The organism is Pyxidicoccus trucidator (genome assembly GCF_010894435.1).
Lineage (GTDB): Bacteria > Myxococcota > Myxococcia > Myxococcales > Myxococcaceae > Myxococcus > Myxococcus trucidator.
Genome location: NZ_JAAIXZ010000035.1, coordinates 1 through 17,177 on the forward strand (window position 1 = coordinate 1; position 17,177 = coordinate 17,177).

Annotated in this window: 12 protein-coding genes; 5 read left to right on the forward strand and 7 right to left on the reverse strand. The window is 70.5% G+C overall.

Translation table 11 applies throughout. The features are described from left to right. Positions 1 to 127: 127 nt before the first annotated feature. Positions 128 to 919: an outer membrane beta-barrel protein gene (locus G4D85_RS47210; RefSeq protein WP_164021492.1), complete on the reverse strand. Its 792-nt coding sequence runs from the start codon at positions 917 to 919 to the stop codon at positions 128 to 130. A gap of 104 nt (positions 920 to 1,023) precedes the next feature. After that, a complete protein-coding gene (locus tag G4D85_RS47215; RefSeq protein ID WP_164021494.1) occupies positions 1,024 to 1,821 on the reverse strand; it encodes a DUF4190 domain-containing protein in 798 nt (265 codons plus the stop codon). 107 nt (positions 1,822 to 1,928) lie between these two features. Here G4D85_RS47215 and G4D85_RS47220 point away from each other — a divergent pair, with 107 nt between their 5' ends. From G4D85_RS47220 to G4D85_RS47240, 5 genes are all read left to right on the forward strand, one after another. Beyond that, the gene (locus G4D85_RS47220; RefSeq protein WP_164021496.1) at positions 1,929 to 3,365 is read left to right on the forward strand and encodes a DUF3375 domain-containing protein; all 1,437 of its coding nucleotides are present in this window, start codon (positions 1,929 to 1,931) and stop codon (positions 3,363 to 3,365) included. Continuing rightward, on the forward strand, positions 3,362 to 3,988 hold the full coding sequence (locus G4D85_RS47225) for a DUF4194 domain-containing protein (protein WP_164021498.1): 627 nt from the start codon (positions 3,362 to 3,364) through the stop codon (positions 3,986 to 3,988). Before G4D85_RS47220 ends, G4D85_RS47225 begins: the two co-directional genes overlap by 4 nt. After that, positions 3,985 to 7,377 (forward strand): ATP-binding protein, encoded by a 3,393-nt coding sequence (locus G4D85_RS47230; RefSeq protein ID WP_164021500.1) that lies wholly within the window; start codon positions 3,985 to 3,987, stop codon positions 7,375 to 7,377. The genes G4D85_RS47225 and G4D85_RS47230 overlap by 4 nt, the downstream gene beginning before the upstream one ends. Before the next feature lie 138 nt (positions 7,378 to 7,515). Further along, complete coding sequence (locus tag G4D85_RS47235; RefSeq protein ID WP_164021502.1) at positions 7,516 to 8,919, forward strand: M16 family metallopeptidase; 1,404 nt, start codon at positions 7,516 to 7,518, stop codon at positions 8,917 to 8,919. Further along, positions 8,919 to 10,442: a M16 family metallopeptidase gene (locus G4D85_RS47240; RefSeq protein WP_164021504.1), complete on the forward strand. Its 1,524-nt coding sequence runs from the start codon at positions 8,919 to 8,921 to the stop codon at positions 10,440 to 10,442. The genes G4D85_RS47235 and G4D85_RS47240 overlap by 1 nt, the downstream gene beginning before the upstream one ends. 58 nt (positions 10,443 to 10,500) lie before the next feature. Here the strand turns inward: G4D85_RS47240 and G4D85_RS47245 are convergent, their stop codons facing one another. From G4D85_RS47245 to G4D85_RS47265, 5 genes are all read right to left on the reverse strand, one after another. Then, complete coding sequence (locus G4D85_RS47245; protein WP_164021506.1) at positions 10,501 to 10,797, reverse strand: hypothetical protein; 297 nt, start codon at positions 10,795 to 10,797, stop codon at positions 10,501 to 10,503. A gap of 153 nt (positions 10,798 to 10,950) precedes the next feature. Continuing rightward, positions 10,951 to 12,627 (reverse strand): alkaline phosphatase D family protein, encoded by a 1,677-nt coding sequence (locus G4D85_RS47250; protein ID WP_164021508.1) that lies wholly within the window; start codon positions 12,625 to 12,627, stop codon positions 10,951 to 10,953. 143 nt (positions 12,628 to 12,770) lie between these two features. Beyond that, positions 12,771 to 13,775, reverse strand: a complete 1,005-nt coding sequence (locus G4D85_RS47255) for an alpha/beta fold hydrolase (RefSeq protein ID WP_164021510.1) — start codon at positions 13,773 to 13,775, stop codon at positions 12,771 to 12,773. 141 nt (positions 13,776 to 13,916) lie between these two features. Beyond that, positions 13,917 to 15,152: an MFS transporter gene (locus G4D85_RS47260; RefSeq protein ID WP_164021512.1), complete on the reverse strand. Its 1,236-nt coding sequence runs from the start codon at positions 15,150 to 15,152 to the stop codon at positions 13,917 to 13,919. Between the two features lie 245 nt (positions 15,153 to 15,397). Beyond that, a complete protein-coding gene (locus G4D85_RS47265; RefSeq protein WP_164021514.1) occupies positions 15,398 to 17,113 on the reverse strand; it encodes a CapA family protein in 1,716 nt (571 codons plus the stop codon). Positions 17,114 to 17,177 lie beyond the last annotated feature (64 nt).

Genomic DNA, 17,177 nt, shown 5'->3' on the forward strand with positions numbered 1-17,177 from the left:
GCCATGGCGCGCGTGATTGCCACCTGGCTGCCTCGCTGTCCCACCTGCCACCGCTCCAACCACCGACGCGCCTCACGCAGCCTGCCCGGTCTCCCCGTGCACCCCGCGGGCCCCTGATGCAGTAGTGCTAGAAGCGCACCTGCATCCGCACGCCGCCGTAGAGCCACGCGTGGATGGCCTTGTTCTCGATGTCCTCCGACTCATCGAAGTCCAGGGGGCTGTCGCCTTCCACGTCGAGCTTGACGCCGGACGTCGAATACTGCGCCACCGTGAGGGTGGCGAAGGGCCCCACGGAGATCTTGTCGCTCACGCGGAAGTCGACGCCGCCCTGGGCGTTGACGAACTCGAAGCCCGAGGCGGTGGTGCTGGCATCGATGGACGTACCCGCTGCCTCTCCAGAGACGTTCAGGGAGAGGTGCTCGTAGCCGACGCCCACCCCGAGCCAGGGGCTGAGCGTTGCGCTCGGGGAGAAGTGGTAGGCCAGATTGAGGCCGACGCGCAGCTGGGTCACCCCGCAGCTCGCGTCGTCGAAGTCGCCATCGCAGTCCTCGGCGAACTGCCCCAACCCGTACTGGAAGGAGGCGCCCAGGTAGAGGTTGGAGTTGATGAAGTAGCCCAGGTCGACCTGCAGCGGGATGACACCCGATACGGTGTCGCTCAGCTTCGCGCCCTCGTCATCCTCATCCTCCGTGCCGACGGCATTGCCGAAGGGCACGCCGTAGCCCGCCCGAAGGCCCAGGACGAACCCCGCGCCCTGCCCGCCCTCCTCGGAGTCCTCATCGGCGCCCTCGTAGCCCTCGTTATAGGAGGGGTCATCCTCCTGCCGCAGGAAGCCGTCATTGCGCCAGTCGGCCAGGGCGGCGGGAGAGGACAGGAGGAGCGACAGCGCGGTGAGCTTCTTGAAGGTGGACGTGTTCATGGAGGCGTTCGTGCGGGGTTGGAGTAACTCCACCAACGTTGCGTGGTGGACGTGCCTCCTGACGGGCGCCTGCCTGGTTTATTCAGCCACACCACGAAGAAACGTCAGGCGCGGAAGAACCAGGGGATGCCACCCCCGAACAGGGGGATGACAACCAGCACCCACAGCGCGAGCGCCCCCACTCCGAGCACGATGCCGGCAATGGCCTGGGCGCGCCGGTCGATGGGAGGCCGCGCCTTCAGGTCCACGCGCCGCAGCGCGAGGAAGCCGAAGACGATGGCCAGCGGCGCGAACAGAGGCAGGAACACCGCGCCCAGTCCCAGCGACAGCGCGCTGCGCGCCATCGGGTTGTTGACCTCGCGGTCCCAGAGGCGGAGCAGCTCACGCTCGGACACCTCCACGCGGAAGAAGAGCTTGCAGCGCGTGTCCTGGAGCAATTGCAGCGCGTTGATGAAGGGGATGAGGGCGAGCCCGAGCACGGGAGGACCCACCAACGGTACGGCGAGCAGGCCCAGACCGAGCGGCACCAGGGGCAGTGCGTAGCGCGCCCACCGCCGTCCCTCGAACCACGCGACTCCGACGACCACCGTGGCCAGCAGTCCCAGCGTGGTCAGCACCCGCCCGTAGGACAGCGCCACCGGCAGCAGCGGGGCCATCAGCAGGCAACCTCCGCCCACGAGCCACGCCCGGGAGTCCCGCTTCCCCCAGAGCCCGCGGCGGAAGGTCTCCAGGTAGTTCACCTCCGGCCGCGCCGCGCACGGGGCGCAGTACAGCGTGCCCATCACCCAGGCGGTGCACGCGGTGCAGACGAAGACACCGCAGCGCTGGCACGTGGCCCCCGCCAGCTCCTCGGGATGGGTGGCGCACCGGGCCAGCGCGTTGGGGGACACCTCGAAGGACATGGGCCCAGTTATATATCACGCCTGCCTGCCTGCTCTCAGAGGGGCATCAACCCTCGCGGGTCGGCCTCATGTCCATGTCAGTCCCGGGTTGTATGGCTTGTGGTGTGATGGATTTCGCCACCCTCGATACATTGAGACATCAGCACCCCGCGTGGCGCCTGCTCGTCGCGGACCACGCGCCGCTCATCGCCAGCTTCCTGCATCGCGGCTTCCTGGAAGCGAACGCGCGCGCGCTTCCCCAGCGGGAGCTGGTGCTCAAGCTGGAGGACCACCTGCACACGCTGCGGGAGCGGCTCGGAGAGGAGGCCTTTCCGCGCACGGCGGCGGCGTACCTGGATGACTGGGCGGCGGACGGCCGGGGCTGGCTGCGCAAGTTCTACCCGCCGGACACGGACGAGCCCCACTTCGACCTCACCTCCGCGGCCGAGCGCGCCATCCGCTGGCTGTCACAGCTCGCCGACCGCTCCTTCGTGGGCACGGAGTCGCGGCTGCGCACCGTGTTCCACCTGCTGGAGCAGATGACCGAGGGCACCGAGGTGGACCCGGAGGCCCGCCTCGCGGAGCTCGAGCGCCGGAAGGCCGAGCTCGAGGCGGAGATGGCCCAGGTGCGCGCCGGCCGCGTGGAGCTGATGGACGAGGCCGCCCTCAAGGACCGCTTCCAGCAGATGTCGGACACCGCGCTCGGGCTGCTGTCGGACTTCCGCGAGCTGGAGCACGGCTTCCGCGAGCTGGACCGGGTGGTGCGCGAGCGCATCGCCACCTGGGAGGGCACCCAGGGAGAGCTGCTGGAGACGGTGCTGGGCGAGCATGACGCCATCAGCGGCTCGGACCAGGGGCGCAGCTTCCGCGCGTTCTGGGACTTCCTCATGTCCCCCACGCGCCAGGAGGAGCTGACCCGCAAGCTGGAGCGCGTCTTCGCGCTCCCCGCTGTCCAGGCACTCAAGCCGGACCCGAGGCTCTTGCGCATCCACTTCGACTGGCTGGAGACGGGAGAGCACACGCAGCGGACCGTCGCCCGGCTGTCCGAGCAGCTCCGGCGCTACCTCGATGACCGGGCGTGGCTGGAGAACCGCCGCATCATGCAGCTGCTGCGCGGGGTGGAGCAGCACGCGCTCGCGGTGCGCAACCAGCCGCCGGGCCGGGCCTTCATGGAAATCGACGAGCCGTCGCCCTCGGTGGAGCTGCCCCTGGAGCGTCCCCTGTTCTCGCCGCCCGTGCGGCTGCGGATGGCGGACTCCGAGGTGCTGGAGGCCAGCGAGGACGTGCCGGCGGAGGCACTCTTCTCCCAGGCGTTCATCGACAAGGAGCGGCTGCGGGAGAACCTCCGCCACGCGCTGCAGACGCGCGAGCAGGTGTCGCTCGCGGAGCTGCTCCACGAAGCCCCGCTCCAGCAAGGCCTCGCCGAGCTGGTGGCCTACCTCGACCTCGCCTCCGACGAGCGGACGGCGCTGTTCGAGGACTCACGGACTCAAACCCTGACCTGGACGGATGCGCGCGGTCGCGCGCGCCGCATCACCCTTCCCCTGGTGCTCTTCCACCGATGACTCCCAACACGAACCGTCCCACTGACGCCGCTGACTCCCTGTCCCTCGTGCTGGTCGCCTTGATGAAGGGCGTCGTCTACCAGGAGGGCGACGCCAACCTGTGGCATGGCCTGCTCAACCTGCAAGCGCGGGTGCGTGAGCACGTGACGGTGCTCGGCCTGCAGCTCGTGCTCGATGAGACGGAGGGCTACGCCTACCTCCGCCAGCAGCCCACCGCCGAGGGGCGCTCGGCGCTGCCGCACCTCGTGGCACGGCGGCAGCTCGGCTACGGGGTGAGCCTGCTGCTCGTGCTGCTCCGCAAGAAGCTCGCCGAGTCGGAGGCCACGGTGGGCGGCCCCCGGCTCGTGCTGCGGCGCGAGGAGATTCTCGACCTGGTGCGCCTGTTCCTCCCCGAGGGGACGAACGAGGCGCGGATGGTGGACAAGCTGGACGCGGACCTCGCCCGGGTCATCGAGCTGGGCTTCCTCCGCAAGCTGCGCGGCGGGGACGACGCCTACGAGGTCCGCCGCATCCTGAAGGCCTTCGTCGACGCGCAGTGGCTGGATGCCTTCCAGCAGAAGCTCGCGGACTACCGCGCGCACCTGCGCGCCCACCTCACCGAGGAAAACGGAGCCACGCCATGAGCACCGCGCACTCCTTCAATCAAGCGGACCTGCTCGACCTCGGCGCCACCGACGCGCGCGCCGGGTTCCGGATGCACCGCTTCGAGGCCTACAACTGGGGCACCTTCCACCAGCGCGTCTGGCACCTGGGGCTCGGTGGTGACAACGGGCTGCTCACCGGCGACATCGGCTCGGGCAAGTCGACGCTGGTGGACGGCGTGGTGACGCTGCTCGTGCCGCCCCAGAAGCTCGCCTACAACAAGGCGGCGGGCGCGGAGTCGCGGGAGCGCACCCTGCGCTCCTACGTGCTGGGCCAGTACAAGTCCGAGCGCGGGGACGGAGGGCAGGGCGCGAAGCCCATCTTCCTGCGCGACGGGACGAGCTACTCCGTGCTGCTCGGCCATTTCTACAACGAGGGGTATGACCAGCACGTCACCCTGGCCCAGGTGCTGTGGATGCGCGAGGCGGAGGGGCAGCCGGCGCGTCTCTACATCGTCGCGGACGGGCGGCTCTCCGTGGCCGAGCACTTCGCGGGCTTCGGGGCGGACATCGCCGCGCTGAAGAAGCGGCTCAAGGGGCTGAAGTGCGAGGTGCATGAGACCTTCCCGCCGTACGCGGCGGCCTTCCGGCGGCGCTTCGGCATCAAGGATGAGCAGGCGCTGGACCTCTTCCACCAGACGGTGTCGATGAAGGCGGTGGGCAACCTCACCGACTTCGTGCGCCAGCACATGCTCCAGCCGTCCGCGGTGGAGCCGCGCCTCGCCGCGCTCATCGGCCACTTCGATGACCTGCACCGCGCGCACGAGGCCGTGCTCAAGGCCAAGAAGCAGATGGCGCAGTTGGAGCCGCTGGTGCGCGACTGCGAGCGCCACGAGGCCCTGGCCACCGAGCTGGCCACCCTGCGCCGCTGCCGCGAAGCCTTGCGTCCGTGGTTCGCCGTCCAGAAGTCCCGCGTCGTGGAAGCACAGCTCACGGGCTGGGCCACGGAGCGCGAGCAGGCGCGGGTGGAGGCCGGAGAGCTGACCGAGGAGCGCCGCCGCCAGGGCACGGAGCGGGACAGGTTGAAGCAGGCCATCGCCGCCAACGGGGGCGCGCGGCTGGAGACGGTGAAGGCGGAGCTGGCCCAGCGGCGGCGGCAGAAGGACGCGCGCTTCCAGAAGGCGGAGCGCTATGCCCAGCTCGCCCTGGCGGCAGACCTGCCGGTGGCGGTGGACGCGGAGACGTTCCTCTCCAACACGCGCTCCATCCAGACGCTGCTCGCGGCGGGGGAGGGAGAGCTGGCCCAGGTACAGGCCGGGCTCACCGACGTGGGCGTGGAGGCGCGCGCCCTGGGACACAAGCACGCCGAGGTAGGCGCCGAGCTGGAGTCACTGCGCCGGCGCCGCTCCAACCTGCCGTCCCGCATGCTGGCGCTGCGCGAGCGCATGTGCGCGGAGCTGGGGCTGGACGCGGAGGCGCTCCCCTTCGTGGGTGAGCTGTTGCAGGTGCGCGAGGAGGAGCGGGACTGGGAGGGCGCGATTGAGCGCGTGCTGCATGGGTTCGGCACGTCGCTGCTGGTGTCGGACGCCTGCTACGCGAAGGTGGCGCAGTGGGTGGAGCGCACGCACCTGGACGGCCGGCTGGTCTACTACCGGGTGAAGGAAGAGGGCGCGGCGCGCGTGCCCACGCTCCAGCCGCACTCGCTGCTGCGCAAGCTGGCGCTCAAGCCGGACTCCGGCATGTACCGCTGGCTGGAGGCGGAGCTGGCGCGGCGCTTCGACTACGCCTGCTGCGACACGCTGGAGCAGTTCCGGCGCGAGCGTCAGGCCCTCACCCGCTCGGGACAGCTCAAGCGCGGCGGCGAGCAGCACGAGAAGGACGACCGCTTCCGGCTGGATGACCGCTCGCGCTACGTGCTCGGGTGGACGAACGAGCAGAAGCGCGCCGCGCTCGAAGCCGAGGCACGCTCGCTGGAGACACGGCTGGTCGACGTCACCACGCGCATCCAGGCGCTGGAGTCCCGCCGCAAGGCCTTGCAGGGACGCCGGGAGCTGCTCAGCCAGCTCGCCGTGTTCGACGCCTTCCGCGAGCTGGACTGGCGCCCCGTCGCCTCCGACCTCCACCGGATGGAGGAGCAGCTCCGCGAGTTGGAGTCCGCCTCCGACGTGCTCCACACACTGGAGGGCCAGCTCGTGAAGCAGGAGCGCGCACTGGAGCGCACCGAGGCGAAGCTGAAGGAGGTGGAGAAGCGCCAGGCCCGCCTCGAAGTGCAGGAGGAGGCCGCGCGCAAGGCCCTGGCCGCGTACGAGAAGGCGCAGCGCGAGGCCACCGACGAGCTGCGCGCGTGCTACCCGCGCGTGGAAGCGCTCTACGCCGAAGTCGCGGGCAAGGGCGCGGTGGAGGCCGACGCGGGCGATGAGCGCGAGCGGCAGCTCCGGGAAGAATTGCAGAAGCGCATCGACGCGGAGGGCAAGCGGATGGAGCGCGGACGCGAGGCCATCATCCGCGCCATGCAGACGTATCGCGCGGCCTTCCCGCTGGAGACACAGGACGTCGACGCGAGCCTGGACGCCGCCGCCGAATACAGCGCCATGCTGAAGGCGCTGCGCACCGACGACCTGCCGCGCTTCGAGACGCGCTTCAAGAGCCTGCTCACGGAGAACACCATCCGCGAGGTGGTGAACTTCCAGGGCCAGCTGCTCCGCGAGCGCCAGGACATCCGCGAGCGCATCGACACCATCAACCGCTCGCTCCGGGCCATCGACTACAACCCGGGGCGGTACATCCTGCTGGAGGCCACCCCCAGCACGGACGCGGACGTGCGCGAGTTCCAGGCGGACCTGCGCGCGTGCACCGAGGGCACGCTGTCCGCGCTCGGAGGGCCGGACGACGACGCGTACTCGGAGAAGAAGTTCCTGGAGGTGAAGCGCATCATCGAGCGCTTCCGCGGGCGCGAGGGCAGCGCGGAGGCGGACGCGCGGTGGACGCGGCGGGTGACGGACGTGCGCAACTGGTTCAGCTTCTCCGCGTCGGAGCGCTGGCGCGAGGACGACCGGGAGCACGAGCACTACACGGACTCGGGCGGCAAGTCGGGTGGTCAGAAGGAGAAGCTGGCGTACACGGTGCTCGCGGCCAGCCTCGCCTACCAGTTCGGCCTGGAGTGGGGCGAGACACGCTCACGCTCGTTCCGCTTCGTCGTCATCGACGAGGCCTTCGGCCGGGGCTCGGACGAGTCGGCGTCGTACGGACTGGAGTTGTTCCGGCGGCTCAATCTGCAGCTGCTCATCGTCACGCCGCTGCAGAAAATCCGTGTCATCGAGCCGTACGTGGCCAGCGTGGGCTTCGTCCACAACGAGGCGGGGCGCAGCTCCAAGGTGCGAAATCTCACCATTGACGCGTATCGCGCGGAGCGTGAAGCGCGAGGGCACTGAGGGGCCGGGAAGGGGGGCGCCAACCACTCGACGGTGCCCCTTATTCCCACTCTCATTCCCCACCCATGGGCCCGGGGGTGCGTGCTAAGCGCAGGACGTGAGTCCTTGGCATCGAGACCCGGAGGCACCTTGTCCCCAATGAAGGCCCTCGTCGCCGCAGCCCTCGTCGCAGTCGGGCTGCCGGCGCTCGCGCAGTCACCGCGGGAGGCGAAGCCCGCGGCCGGACGTGAAGCGCTCGCCATCCAGCATGTGAAGTACACCCTGCCCAATGGGCTGGAGGTCATCCTCTCCGTCGACCGCAAGCTGCCGGTGGTCGCCGTCAACGTCTGGTACCACGTCGGCGCGTACCACGAGCAGCCCGGCCGCACCGGCTTCGCGCACCTCTTCGAGCACATGATGTTCCAGGGCTCGAAGAACGTGGCCGACGACGTGCACATCTCCCTGCTCGAGCAGATTGGTGGCACGGACCTCAACGGCACCACCAGCTTCGACCGCACCAACTACTTCCAGACCGTTCCCAGCAACCAGCTGGAGACGGCCCTGTGGTTGGAGAGCGACCGCATGGGCTTCCTGCTCGACGCCCTCACGCTGGAAAAGCTCAACACCCAGCGCGAGGTGGTGAAGAACGAGCGCCGGGAGGGGACCGAGACGGCCCCGTACGGCATGGCCCGCGAGAAGGCGTGGCACGCCCTGTTCCCGCTGCCGCACCCGTACCACGGTGACGTCATCGGCTCGCTGAAGGACCTGGACGCCGCCACCGTGGACGACGTGAAGGGCTTCTTCCGCCAGTGGTACGCGCCCTCCAACGCGACGCTGACGATTGTGGGCGACATCGACGTGGAGAAGACGAAGGCCCTGGTGGAGAAGTACTTCGGCTCGCTCCCGAGCACGCCGAAGCCGCCGCTCCCCGAGGTGGCTCCGGTGAAGCTCACGAAGCCCGTGGTCATCCGCCACGAGGAGCGCGTGGCCCGGCTGCCACTGCTGTCGGTGCAGTGGCTCACCGCCCCGTACCTGAAGGAGGGTGATGCCGACGCGGACGTGCTGGCCACCGCGCTGTCCACGGGCAAGGCGAGCCGCCTCTACCGCCGGCTGGTGCTGGAGAAGCAACTGGCCCAGAGCGTCAGCGCCGCCCAGCAGAGCCAGGGCGCCCAGTCTGTCTTCACGATAGACGTCGTGGCCCGCCCCGGAGTCTCCACCGACACGCTGCTGAAGGAGGTGGACGCCATCCTGGACGAGGTGCGCCGCGACGGTGTCACGCCCGAGGAGATTGCCCGCGCCCGGACGCGCTACGACACGCGCATGCTCGCGGGCCTGCAGGCCGTCGGCGGCTCGGGCGGCAAGGCGGATGTCCTCCAGAGCTACAACCACTTCGTGGGGGAGCCCAGCTACGTGGCGCAGGACCTGGCGCGCTACGAGCAGGTGACGCCCGAGTCCGTGAAGCGTTTCGCCCGGGACACGCTGCGCAACGACGCGCGCGTCGTCCTCCACGCCGTGCCGCCTGGCAGTGAGCAGGCGCCCACCCAGCCGAAGGAGCGCAAGTGATGCGCCGCCTCCTCACCGCCCTGCTCGTCACCACGCTGGCCGCCTGCGCCAGCACCCCGCAGCCCTCGCAGCCCAGCCCGGACTCTCCAGCGCTGGGGGAGACCGCGGCCGAGGCGCCGAAGCCTCCCGCCGAGGATCCGGAGGCCTTCCGCGCGAAGCCGCCCCAGCCCGGTGAGGCGCCGGACCTGGTGCTGCCCACCTTCCAGCGCGCCACGCTGGACAACGGCCTCACCGTGGTGGTGAGCACCCGGAAGGAATTGCCGCTCGTGTTCGCCGGCGTGGCCTTCGCCGCGGGCAGCGCGCAGGACCCGAAGGGCAAGGCGGGCCTGGCCGAGCTGTCCTACCGCATGCTGCTGGAGGGCGCGGGCAAGCGCGACACGGTGGCGCTGGACAACGCCTTCGCCGACCTGGGCGTGTCCCCCGGCATGGACGTGCAGTCGGACGGGGCGCAGGTGGGCGTGCGCGTGCTGAAGCGCAACCTGGAGCCGGCGCTCGCGCTGCTGGCGGACGTGGCCATCCGCCCCACGTTCAGCGCGCAGGCCTTCGAGCGGCGCAAGAAGCAGCAGCTCGCGGACCTGGCGCGCATGCTCGGCTCGCCGTACACGCTGGCGCAGCTGGCGGCCCTCACCGCCATCTACGGCGAGGACCACCCGTACTCGCACATCTCGGACGGCCTGCCCCACACGGTGGAGAAGCTCACGCTGGCGGAGGCGAAGGGCTTCTACCAGCGGCACGCGGGGCCTCGCGCCGCGGCGCTCATCCTCACCGGGGACATCACCCTGGACGAGGCCGTGGCGCTGGCGAAGAAGCACCTGGGCGCGTGGAAGAGCAAGGCGACGCCGCCCGCGCCGCCTCCCGCCGTGCCGGCCCCGCCGCGCCAGCTGGTGCGCGTGATTCCGAAGCCCGACCTGGAGCAGACGGTGGTGCTGATTGGCCGCCCCGCCTTCGCGGTGGGCCACCCGGACGAGCACGCGCTGGAGCTGGCCACCACGGTGTTCGGTGGCTTCTTCGGCAGCCGCCTCAACATGAACCTGCGCGAGGCCAAGGGCTACAGCTACGGCGCGGGCGCGAGCCTGGAGCCGCGCCTGGGCGTGGGGCCGCTGGTGGCCTTCACCTCCGTGCGCCAGGACGTCACGGGCCCGGCCATCACCGAGGTGATGAACGAGCTGTCCGGCCTCAAGGAGCGACCGATTACGGAGCAGGAGCTGGAGGCCGCGCGCGAGGGCCTCATCCGCGGCTTCCCCGGCGCCTTCGAGACGGTGGAGGGCCTGGGAGGCAGCGCCGCCGAGCTGTTCCTGAAGCGCCTGCCGATGGATGAGTTCAACCGGACGGTGGACGGGCTGCGCAAGGCCACCGCCGCCGAGGTGCAGCGCGTGGCCGAGCTGTACCTGGACCCGGCCGCGATGCAGATGGTCCTCGTGGGAGACCCCGCCACCATCCAGGAGCAGGTGGGGCCGCTCAACCTGGGCAAGCTGACGCCCGTGGAGCCGGAAGTGGCTCCCGTGCCGGGCGCCTCGAAGTAGTTCCAGGGCCACGCCGGGGTTCGCGAACACTCGCGGGCCCCGGCGGCCCTGCCTGGCGCTACCGCTCCTCGCCCTGGCCGGCGTTGCGCTCCTCGGCGCGCTCGCGGCCGATGCGCTCGCGCTCCAGCTCGTCCGCCTCGTCGATGGGGCTGCGGATGTCTGGCACGTCGCCGCCCACGGGCGCGTCGCTGTCGAAGGCGAACTTCTGCTCGCTGGAGGCGTGGATGGAGTCGGCGGCGTAGAGCGGGCGGGTATCGTCCGCTTCCAGGCCCCCCTCCACGCGGTCCTTCGCGTACTGAGGCTTGGTGGGGGACTCCTTGCCGCCCTTCAGGGGGTCATACTTCCGGTTGGCCATGTGGCGCTCCTCGTCGAAGGGCGCGGGGAAGCCCCCACGCCACCTACTGCTACGAGGCTCAATGTCGGAGCGCGGACCGGGCGAACCAAGCTTCCCACGACGGCACGGGCGCACGCTTGACTGGACGGTGGGCAGCAGGTGGAGCCACGGGCTTCAGCTGCGAGGGGCCAGGGGTGGAGGCTCCACCACCACCTGCATGGAGACGGAGGTGTGCTCGGCCTCCCAGCGCAGCCACAGCTTGGGACGGGAGGAGGGAGTGTTCCCGGACCGCTTCACGCACAGCGACAGCCAGTTGCGCTCGCGCAGGTAGCGGTCGCTGCCCACGGGGAGCAGCTCCGTCTCCACGAAGGAGGGCAGGTCCTCCACGCCCTCCGCGGCCAGCATGCGCATGCCGAGGAACTGGAGCAGGCCGGGAGGCGGGTGGACGATGGCGGAGGACGTCACCTGTTCAATCGCCGCCTCCGTCAGCCCGTGGTGGAGGTGCTCCGGGTTGCGCGAGCGGATGAGGCCCCGCGCGCCCACGTGCACGTCGCCCGACACCACCGTCACCGCGCAGGACGAGTCCTTCGCCAGCCGGAAGAGGTCCATGATGAGCCGCGTGCGCTCACCGCGGTGCACGAGGGACTCCCACTGGTCCAGCATGTCGTCGCGCAGGTCAATCATGGCCCCGACACCCTCGGCGGCCTGCCCGAAGCGCAGGTGCACCAGGGGCACCGAGGATACGATGACGACGTGCCGGTGCTTCCTGCCCGTCTCCGGGCGCTCGCGGTGCACGCGGCGCCAGTCGTCCAGGGCCGCCCACTGCGCGTTGCTCATCACCGTGTACTCGGTCTTCCCGCTGCTCCGCACGCGGCTGGTGCGCCCACTGCGCAGGTCCAGCGACACCACGTCCAGGTCGCACTCGTTGCCCTGGAAGTGCACCTTCTGAAGGTAGTGGGTCTCCCCCGGCTTGCGCTCGCGGGGCGTCTTGTCGGCCGTCCTCAACCCGCCGAGCTGGAAGGCCTCGAAGGTCAGCGCCGCCGCGCTGTAGATGTTGCGGTACCAGGAGCACACCTGGAGCTTCTCGTGAGAGCCCCAGCCGTCGAAGATGTCGTGGTCGTCCCAGGTGAAGAGGCCGGGCACGCGCGCCAGCATCGGGCCGATGCCCGAGGCGCCGCTCCAGCGCTCGCAGTACACCTCCACGTAGCGGGCCACCAACTCGTCGTGGAAGCCCTCGGGCAGCTCACAGGCGAGCTTCTCCTCCAGCGGCAGCTTGCGGAAGTCCACCAATTGCTGCGACGTGTACCAGATGGAGTCCGCGTACACCTGGTCTCCACCGCCCAGGAGCAGGTGGAAGCCGCCCGCCTCGTCCTCGTGCTGCTCCTTCATATCGTCCCAGCAACCGAAGGGACGCCCCATCTTCGACACCGAGTTCCACGCATCCGCGCTGCCGCCGCCGTTGCAGGAGAAGAAGGCCGCGCGAGGCAGGCCTCCCCGCTCCGGGATGACGACGTCCTTCACGTCGTCCACGCCCTCGAGCGGGGCGGCGCCTTCCGTGGGGACGAAGCGGTAGGCCACGCGCTTCGGGGCGGCGTCACGTGGCACGGACACGCGCCACTTCCACAGCACGCCGGCCGCGGGGCTCTTGAGGCTGGAGAAGTCGGCGGCCACCTCGGCGCGAGGCTCGACGGCGCCGGAGAGCTCCGTCCCGCTCGCGTCGAGGAAGACGAGGCGGAGCGGTACGGGCCCCGCGGGGTCCGTGCCTGAGAGGTACAGGTTGACGGAGAAGCTCCACGTGTCCGGGGTCTGCGAGTCCTCCACGTACAGCATCGGTCCGAGCAGCTTCTTCATCGTGCCCCCTGCGAAATGCGCCAGGGCCCCGGTGCCCTGGCGCAGAGGATTCTAGCGCGGAGGACCTCGCGAGGGAGCAGGGGGCCTTCACCCGGAGCGCGGGGCGTGTCCCCAAGTTGTCCACAGCCCCGGAGGGCAGGCGTTCACTTCCCGAGGAAGCCGAGCAGCGCGGAGTGGAACTTCTCTGGCGCCTCGAAGTGGGGGACGTGGCCCACGCCGGGGAGCTCCACCAGGGTGGCATTGGGAATGGCCTTGGCGACGGCCTTCCCGAGCTGCGGGTACTGGCCGAGCGTGGCTGCAACGTCGGCGGGCACCTTGCCGCGGCCGATGAAGGTGCGGTCCTCCTGGCCGAGGACGAGCAGGGTGCGCGGCTTCACGAGGGGGAACTCGTGGGAGACGGGCTGCTCATAAATCATCTGCGACGTGGCGGCGGATACCCAGGCGAGGCGCGGGTACTCGGCGCTCTGGAGCTGCCGGGCGAAGAGCTGAATCCAGACGTCGTACTCGGGCTTCCACTTCACGTAGTAGGTCTGGTGGTACTTGCGCGTGCCCTCCTCGGTGGCCTTGAGGGCCTCGCGGTAGTAGTCCTCGGTGGACTGCCAGGGCACCTTCGCGCGGTAGTCCTCCAGACCGATGGGGTTCTCCAGCACGAGGTGCGTGGTGGTCTCCGGGTACATGAGGGCGAAGCGCGTGGCGACCATGCCGCCCATGGAGTGGCCCACCACGGCGGTCTCCTTGATGCCGAGCGTGTCCAGCAGCTTCTTCGTGAGCGAAGCGAGGGTATGGAAGCTGTAGTGGATGTCTGGCTTGGAGGAGCGGCCGAAGCCAAGCTGGTCGGGGACGACGACGCGGTAGCCGGCGGCGGTGAGGGCGTTGATGGTCGCCTGCCAGTACGCGCCGAAGAAGTTCTTCCCGTGGAGCAGGATGACGGTGCGCCCGTTGGCGCGGGCCGTGGGCTTCACGTCCAGGTACGCCATGCGCAGGTCCTGGCCCTCCACGGTGACGGGGAGGAACTGGACGGGGAACGGGGAGGGGAAGCCCTCCATGGCGATGCCGACGGGCTCGGTGGCGCGGGTCTGCTGGGCGAGCGCGGGCGCTGAGGCCAGCAGCAGGGCGGTGAGGGCCAGGATGGGGGGACGGACGGACATGGGGCTCGCTCCTTGGCTCGGGACGTGAGGTCCGTGTGTAGCGCGGGGAGCGGGTGGGCGCAGGGGTTTGGACGGGCAGGGCGGGCCACGTGTCCACGGGTGGACCGCGACGGCCGTGGAAGCGCCTGCGAGCCCGGCGGCCTACGACTCGGCGCCGTCGAAGCTGCGAGGCCGGAGCAGGCGCAGCGTCAGCACGAGCGCGAGGTACAGGACGCTGGAGCTGATCATCACGAAGCGCAGGCTCACGCGGTCCGACAGCGCGCCCAGGCCCCACACGCCCGACGCGTACCCGACGGCGAGCACCATGCTGTACAGGCTGCTCATCCGCGCCCGCAGCTCCCGGGGCACCCGCATCTGGCAGTACGCGTGCGTCCCGCTCATCAGCATCATGTAGTTGGCGCCGAGCACGAAGATGCCCACCGCCGCCACCGGCAGCGTCGGAGACAACCAGTAGAGCGAGGACACCGCGCCGATGGAGAGCGCCAGGTAGCCCAGCAGCCGCCGCTGTCCCAACGCGTCCACGAGCGTGCCCACCAACAGCGCGGCCGTCACCGCGCCCGCCCCCTGGCAGGCGACGAGCAGCGACGTGGCGGCGGCTCCCTGGCCGAACTCGCGGATGGCGAACACCGGCACCAGGCCGATGAAGGGCGCCACCAGCACCGCGACCACCAGCGTGCTCCACAGCATCAGCGAGATTTCCGCATCCCCTCGCACCACCGAGAAGCCGTGGGCAATCTGCTTCCACAGCCCCGTCGACGCCTTCACCGTGTCACGCGGAGGCGTCCGCACCCGCGACAGCGCCACCAGCACCGCGACGAAGGACAGCGTGTTGACGAGCAGCGCCCAGGACGGCCCGCCGATTCCCAGCACCACCGCCGCCAGCGCCGGGCCGATGAGGCGCCCCAGGTTGAACTGCGCCGAGTTGAGGCTCATCGCGCTGTGCAAGTCACGCGGAGGAACGAGCTCCGTGAGCATCGCCGCGAAGGCCGGGTTGGTGAGCGTCCCCGCACAGCCGTTGAGGAACGTGACGAGGGCCACCGCGGGCACGCTGAGCTGGTGCGTGAAGGCGAGCAGCGTCAGCACGCCGGCCAGAAGTAGCTGCACCACCGTGCCCAGCGCCACGTACGCGCGCCGGTCGAACCGGTCCGCGAGCGCACCTCCCAGCGGAGACAGCACCACCGAGGGAAGGAAGGCGAGCGCGACGATGCCGCCCGTCCACTCAGCTCGGCCCGTCTCCTGCGTGACGTACACGCCCATCGACACCGTCTCCATCCACGTGCCGATGGTGGAGACCAGCGCGCCCACCCACACAGCGAAGTAGCCGGGGTGGTCGAAGGCACGAAGCGAGGAGAGGCGTGGCAGTCGGAGTGCGCGCACGGCAGACGTCCTTGTAGCGCACGACCGGGCAGCACGCCCCCACACCTCGCGTCATGCTTTGAGCCGCAATGACGAGATTGGCAGAGGGGGCAGCAGCCGGGCTTCACCGTGCATTGGGTGACAGCGCACGGACGTCACGAGCGACGCGGACGTGACAGGTCTCTCGCGGCTCGCGCGGAAACTGAAGGTGCGGGAGAACGGCGCACCCGTGGGCGCGGGTGCGCGGAGGTCGGGAAGGCGCGGTGCTACCGGGAGCTGACGGGGCCCTTCGCGGCGGGCTTCACCGTGCCGTCCTCGGAGATGCGCGCGCCCGTCTCCGGGAAGTCGTCGGCGGTGAGGCCGCGCACCAGCTTGATGACGGCGCCGGACGGGTCTGGCACGGCGATGCCCTTGTCCACCTGCTTCGTGGGGAGGATGCGGCCGGAGCTGAAGCGGCCCTGCCCATCCAGCTCCACCTCCAGCACCATGCCCAGCCCCTGCGCACCCGTCAGGGTGAAGCGGCCGTAGGTGGCGAAGTTGCCCATGGAGTAGGCGATGAGGCGGTCCTTGTAGAACTCCATGCCGCGCGCCACGTGCGGCCCGTGGCCGAGCACCAGGTGCGCGCCCGCGTCCACCACGGCGCGCGCGAAGGTGCGCAGGTCGCCGCGGTCCTCGCCGAAGAACATCTCCCGGCCCTCGGGCACGTGCAGCGCCTTGCTGCCCTCGGCGCCGCCGTGGAAGGAGACGACGACGAGGTCATGCTCCGCCGCCGCCGCGCTCACCAGCGCCGTCGCGGTGGTCAGGTTGTTGAGGTGGTTGCACGACGGCGACGTGTGGAAGGCCACCATGCCGATGCGCAGGCCGTTGCGCTCCACCGTGGCCACCGAGCCCGGCGGGCCGCTCCAGGGGATGCCCAGCGCGTCGAGCGTGGCCTCCGTCTCGCGGCGGCACAGCTCGCCGAAGTCGCCCGAGTGGTTGTTCGCCGTGGACGCCACATCCACACCGGCCTGCTTGAGCACTTCACCGTATGAGGTGGGCGAGCGGAACGCGTAGCAGTTGCCCTTGGAGCGGCACTTGGTCGTCTTGCCGCCGTCGCACAGCGGGCCTTCGAGGTTGATGAAGGTGAGGTCCGCGTCCTCGAGCAGCGGGCGCACGCCGACGATGACGCTGGCGGCGCCGTCGGGAGGCAGGTGGCCTTCGGGCACGGTGGTGCCGAGCATGACGTCACCCACCGCGCGGATGCGCACCTTCGCGCCCGGGGGCGGGGGCGGGCGGTTGCGAGCCTGGGGCGCGCGGGAGAGCTTCTCCTGGAGGGCGGCCTGGCCCTGGGCCTGGGTGAGCGCGGAGTCGAGGTCCGGGTGGTCCGGCGCCAGCTTCTGCACCTCGGTCCACTGCGCGAGCGCGTCCGTCCAGCGCCCTTCCACCTGGTACGCCCAGCCCAGCTCCCAGCGGCAGTCCACGCGCGAGGGCGCGGCCTCCACGCAGGCGGACAGCTCGGTGATGGCGGTGCGGGTGTCCTTCGCCTTGAGGGCTTCGAGGCCGCGCGAGTAGCTCGCGTCGGCATCGGCCACGGTGGCGGGAGTGGGAGCAGGGCCGTTGCGCAGGGCCAGTCCGGCGGCGCGCAGGGCACCGGCAGCGGCCTCGGCGGCGACGCGGCCGACGTCGGAGAGGACGGGGGCGGCGGAGGACGGAGGGACCGTCGTGCCCGAGGTGGAGTCCGGAGCCGTCGCGGTCGTTGCCTGCGATGGAATCACCGTGCCCGAGGCGGAGTCCGGAGCCGTCGCGCCAAGCGCGGCACCCGCGAGGACCCCGGCGCGAGCATCCTGGAGCGCGGCCTTCACGGACGCGGTGCCCGCGGTGGAGAGCAGCTCGGCGGTGCGGGCCTGGGCTGTGGAGAAGTTGTGGGCGGAAGCGGGCTCGCGCGCCGAGGGAGCACCCGGCGTGGTGGCGAGCGCCAGCATCAGGAAGACGGACGAGGGCATGGCGCGCGCATCTTACGGGCCCTCCAGGTGCGTTGGGGCGATTGGCGTGCGCCTGCCCCATCGG

Excerpts from the sequence above, each read along its gene's own strand:
- G4D85_RS47210 (WP_164021492.1), bottom strand. The coding sequence starts at position 919 with ATGAACACGTCCACCTTCAAGAAGCTCACCGCGCTGTCGCTCCTCCTG.
- G4D85_RS47215 (WP_164021494.1), bottom strand. The coding sequence starts at position 1,821 with ATGTCCTTCGAGGTGTCCCCCAACGCGCTGGCCCGGTGCGCCACCCAT.
- G4D85_RS47220 (WP_164021496.1), top strand. The coding sequence starts at position 1,929 with ATGGATTTCGCCACCCTCGATACATTGAGACATCAGCACCCCGCGTGG.
- G4D85_RS47225 (WP_164021498.1), top strand. The coding sequence starts at position 3,362 with ATGACTCCCAACACGAACCGTCCCACTGACGCCGCTGACTCCCTGTCC.
- G4D85_RS47230 (WP_164021500.1), top strand. The coding sequence starts at position 3,985 with ATGAGCACCGCGCACTCCTTCAATCAAGCGGACCTGCTCGACCTCGGC.
- G4D85_RS47235 (WP_164021502.1), top strand. The coding sequence starts at position 7,516 with ATGAAGGCCCTCGTCGCCGCAGCCCTCGTCGCAGTCGGGCTGCCGGCG.
- G4D85_RS47240 (WP_164021504.1), top strand. The coding sequence starts at position 8,919 with ATGCGCCGCCTCCTCACCGCCCTGCTCGTCACCACGCTGGCCGCCTGC.
- G4D85_RS47245 (WP_164021506.1), bottom strand. The coding sequence starts at position 10,797 with ATGGCCAACCGGAAGTATGACCCCCTGAAGGGCGGCAAGGAGTCCCCC.
- G4D85_RS47250 (WP_164021508.1), bottom strand. The coding sequence starts at position 12,627 with ATGAAGAAGCTGCTCGGACCGATGCTGTACGTGGAGGACTCGCAGACC.
- G4D85_RS47255 (WP_164021510.1), bottom strand. The coding sequence starts at position 13,775 with ATGTCCGTCCGTCCCCCCATCCTGGCCCTCACCGCCCTGCTGCTGGCC.
- G4D85_RS47265 (WP_164021514.1), bottom strand. The coding sequence starts at position 17,113 with ATGCCCTCGTCCGTCTTCCTGATGCTGGCGCTCGCCACCACGCCGGGT.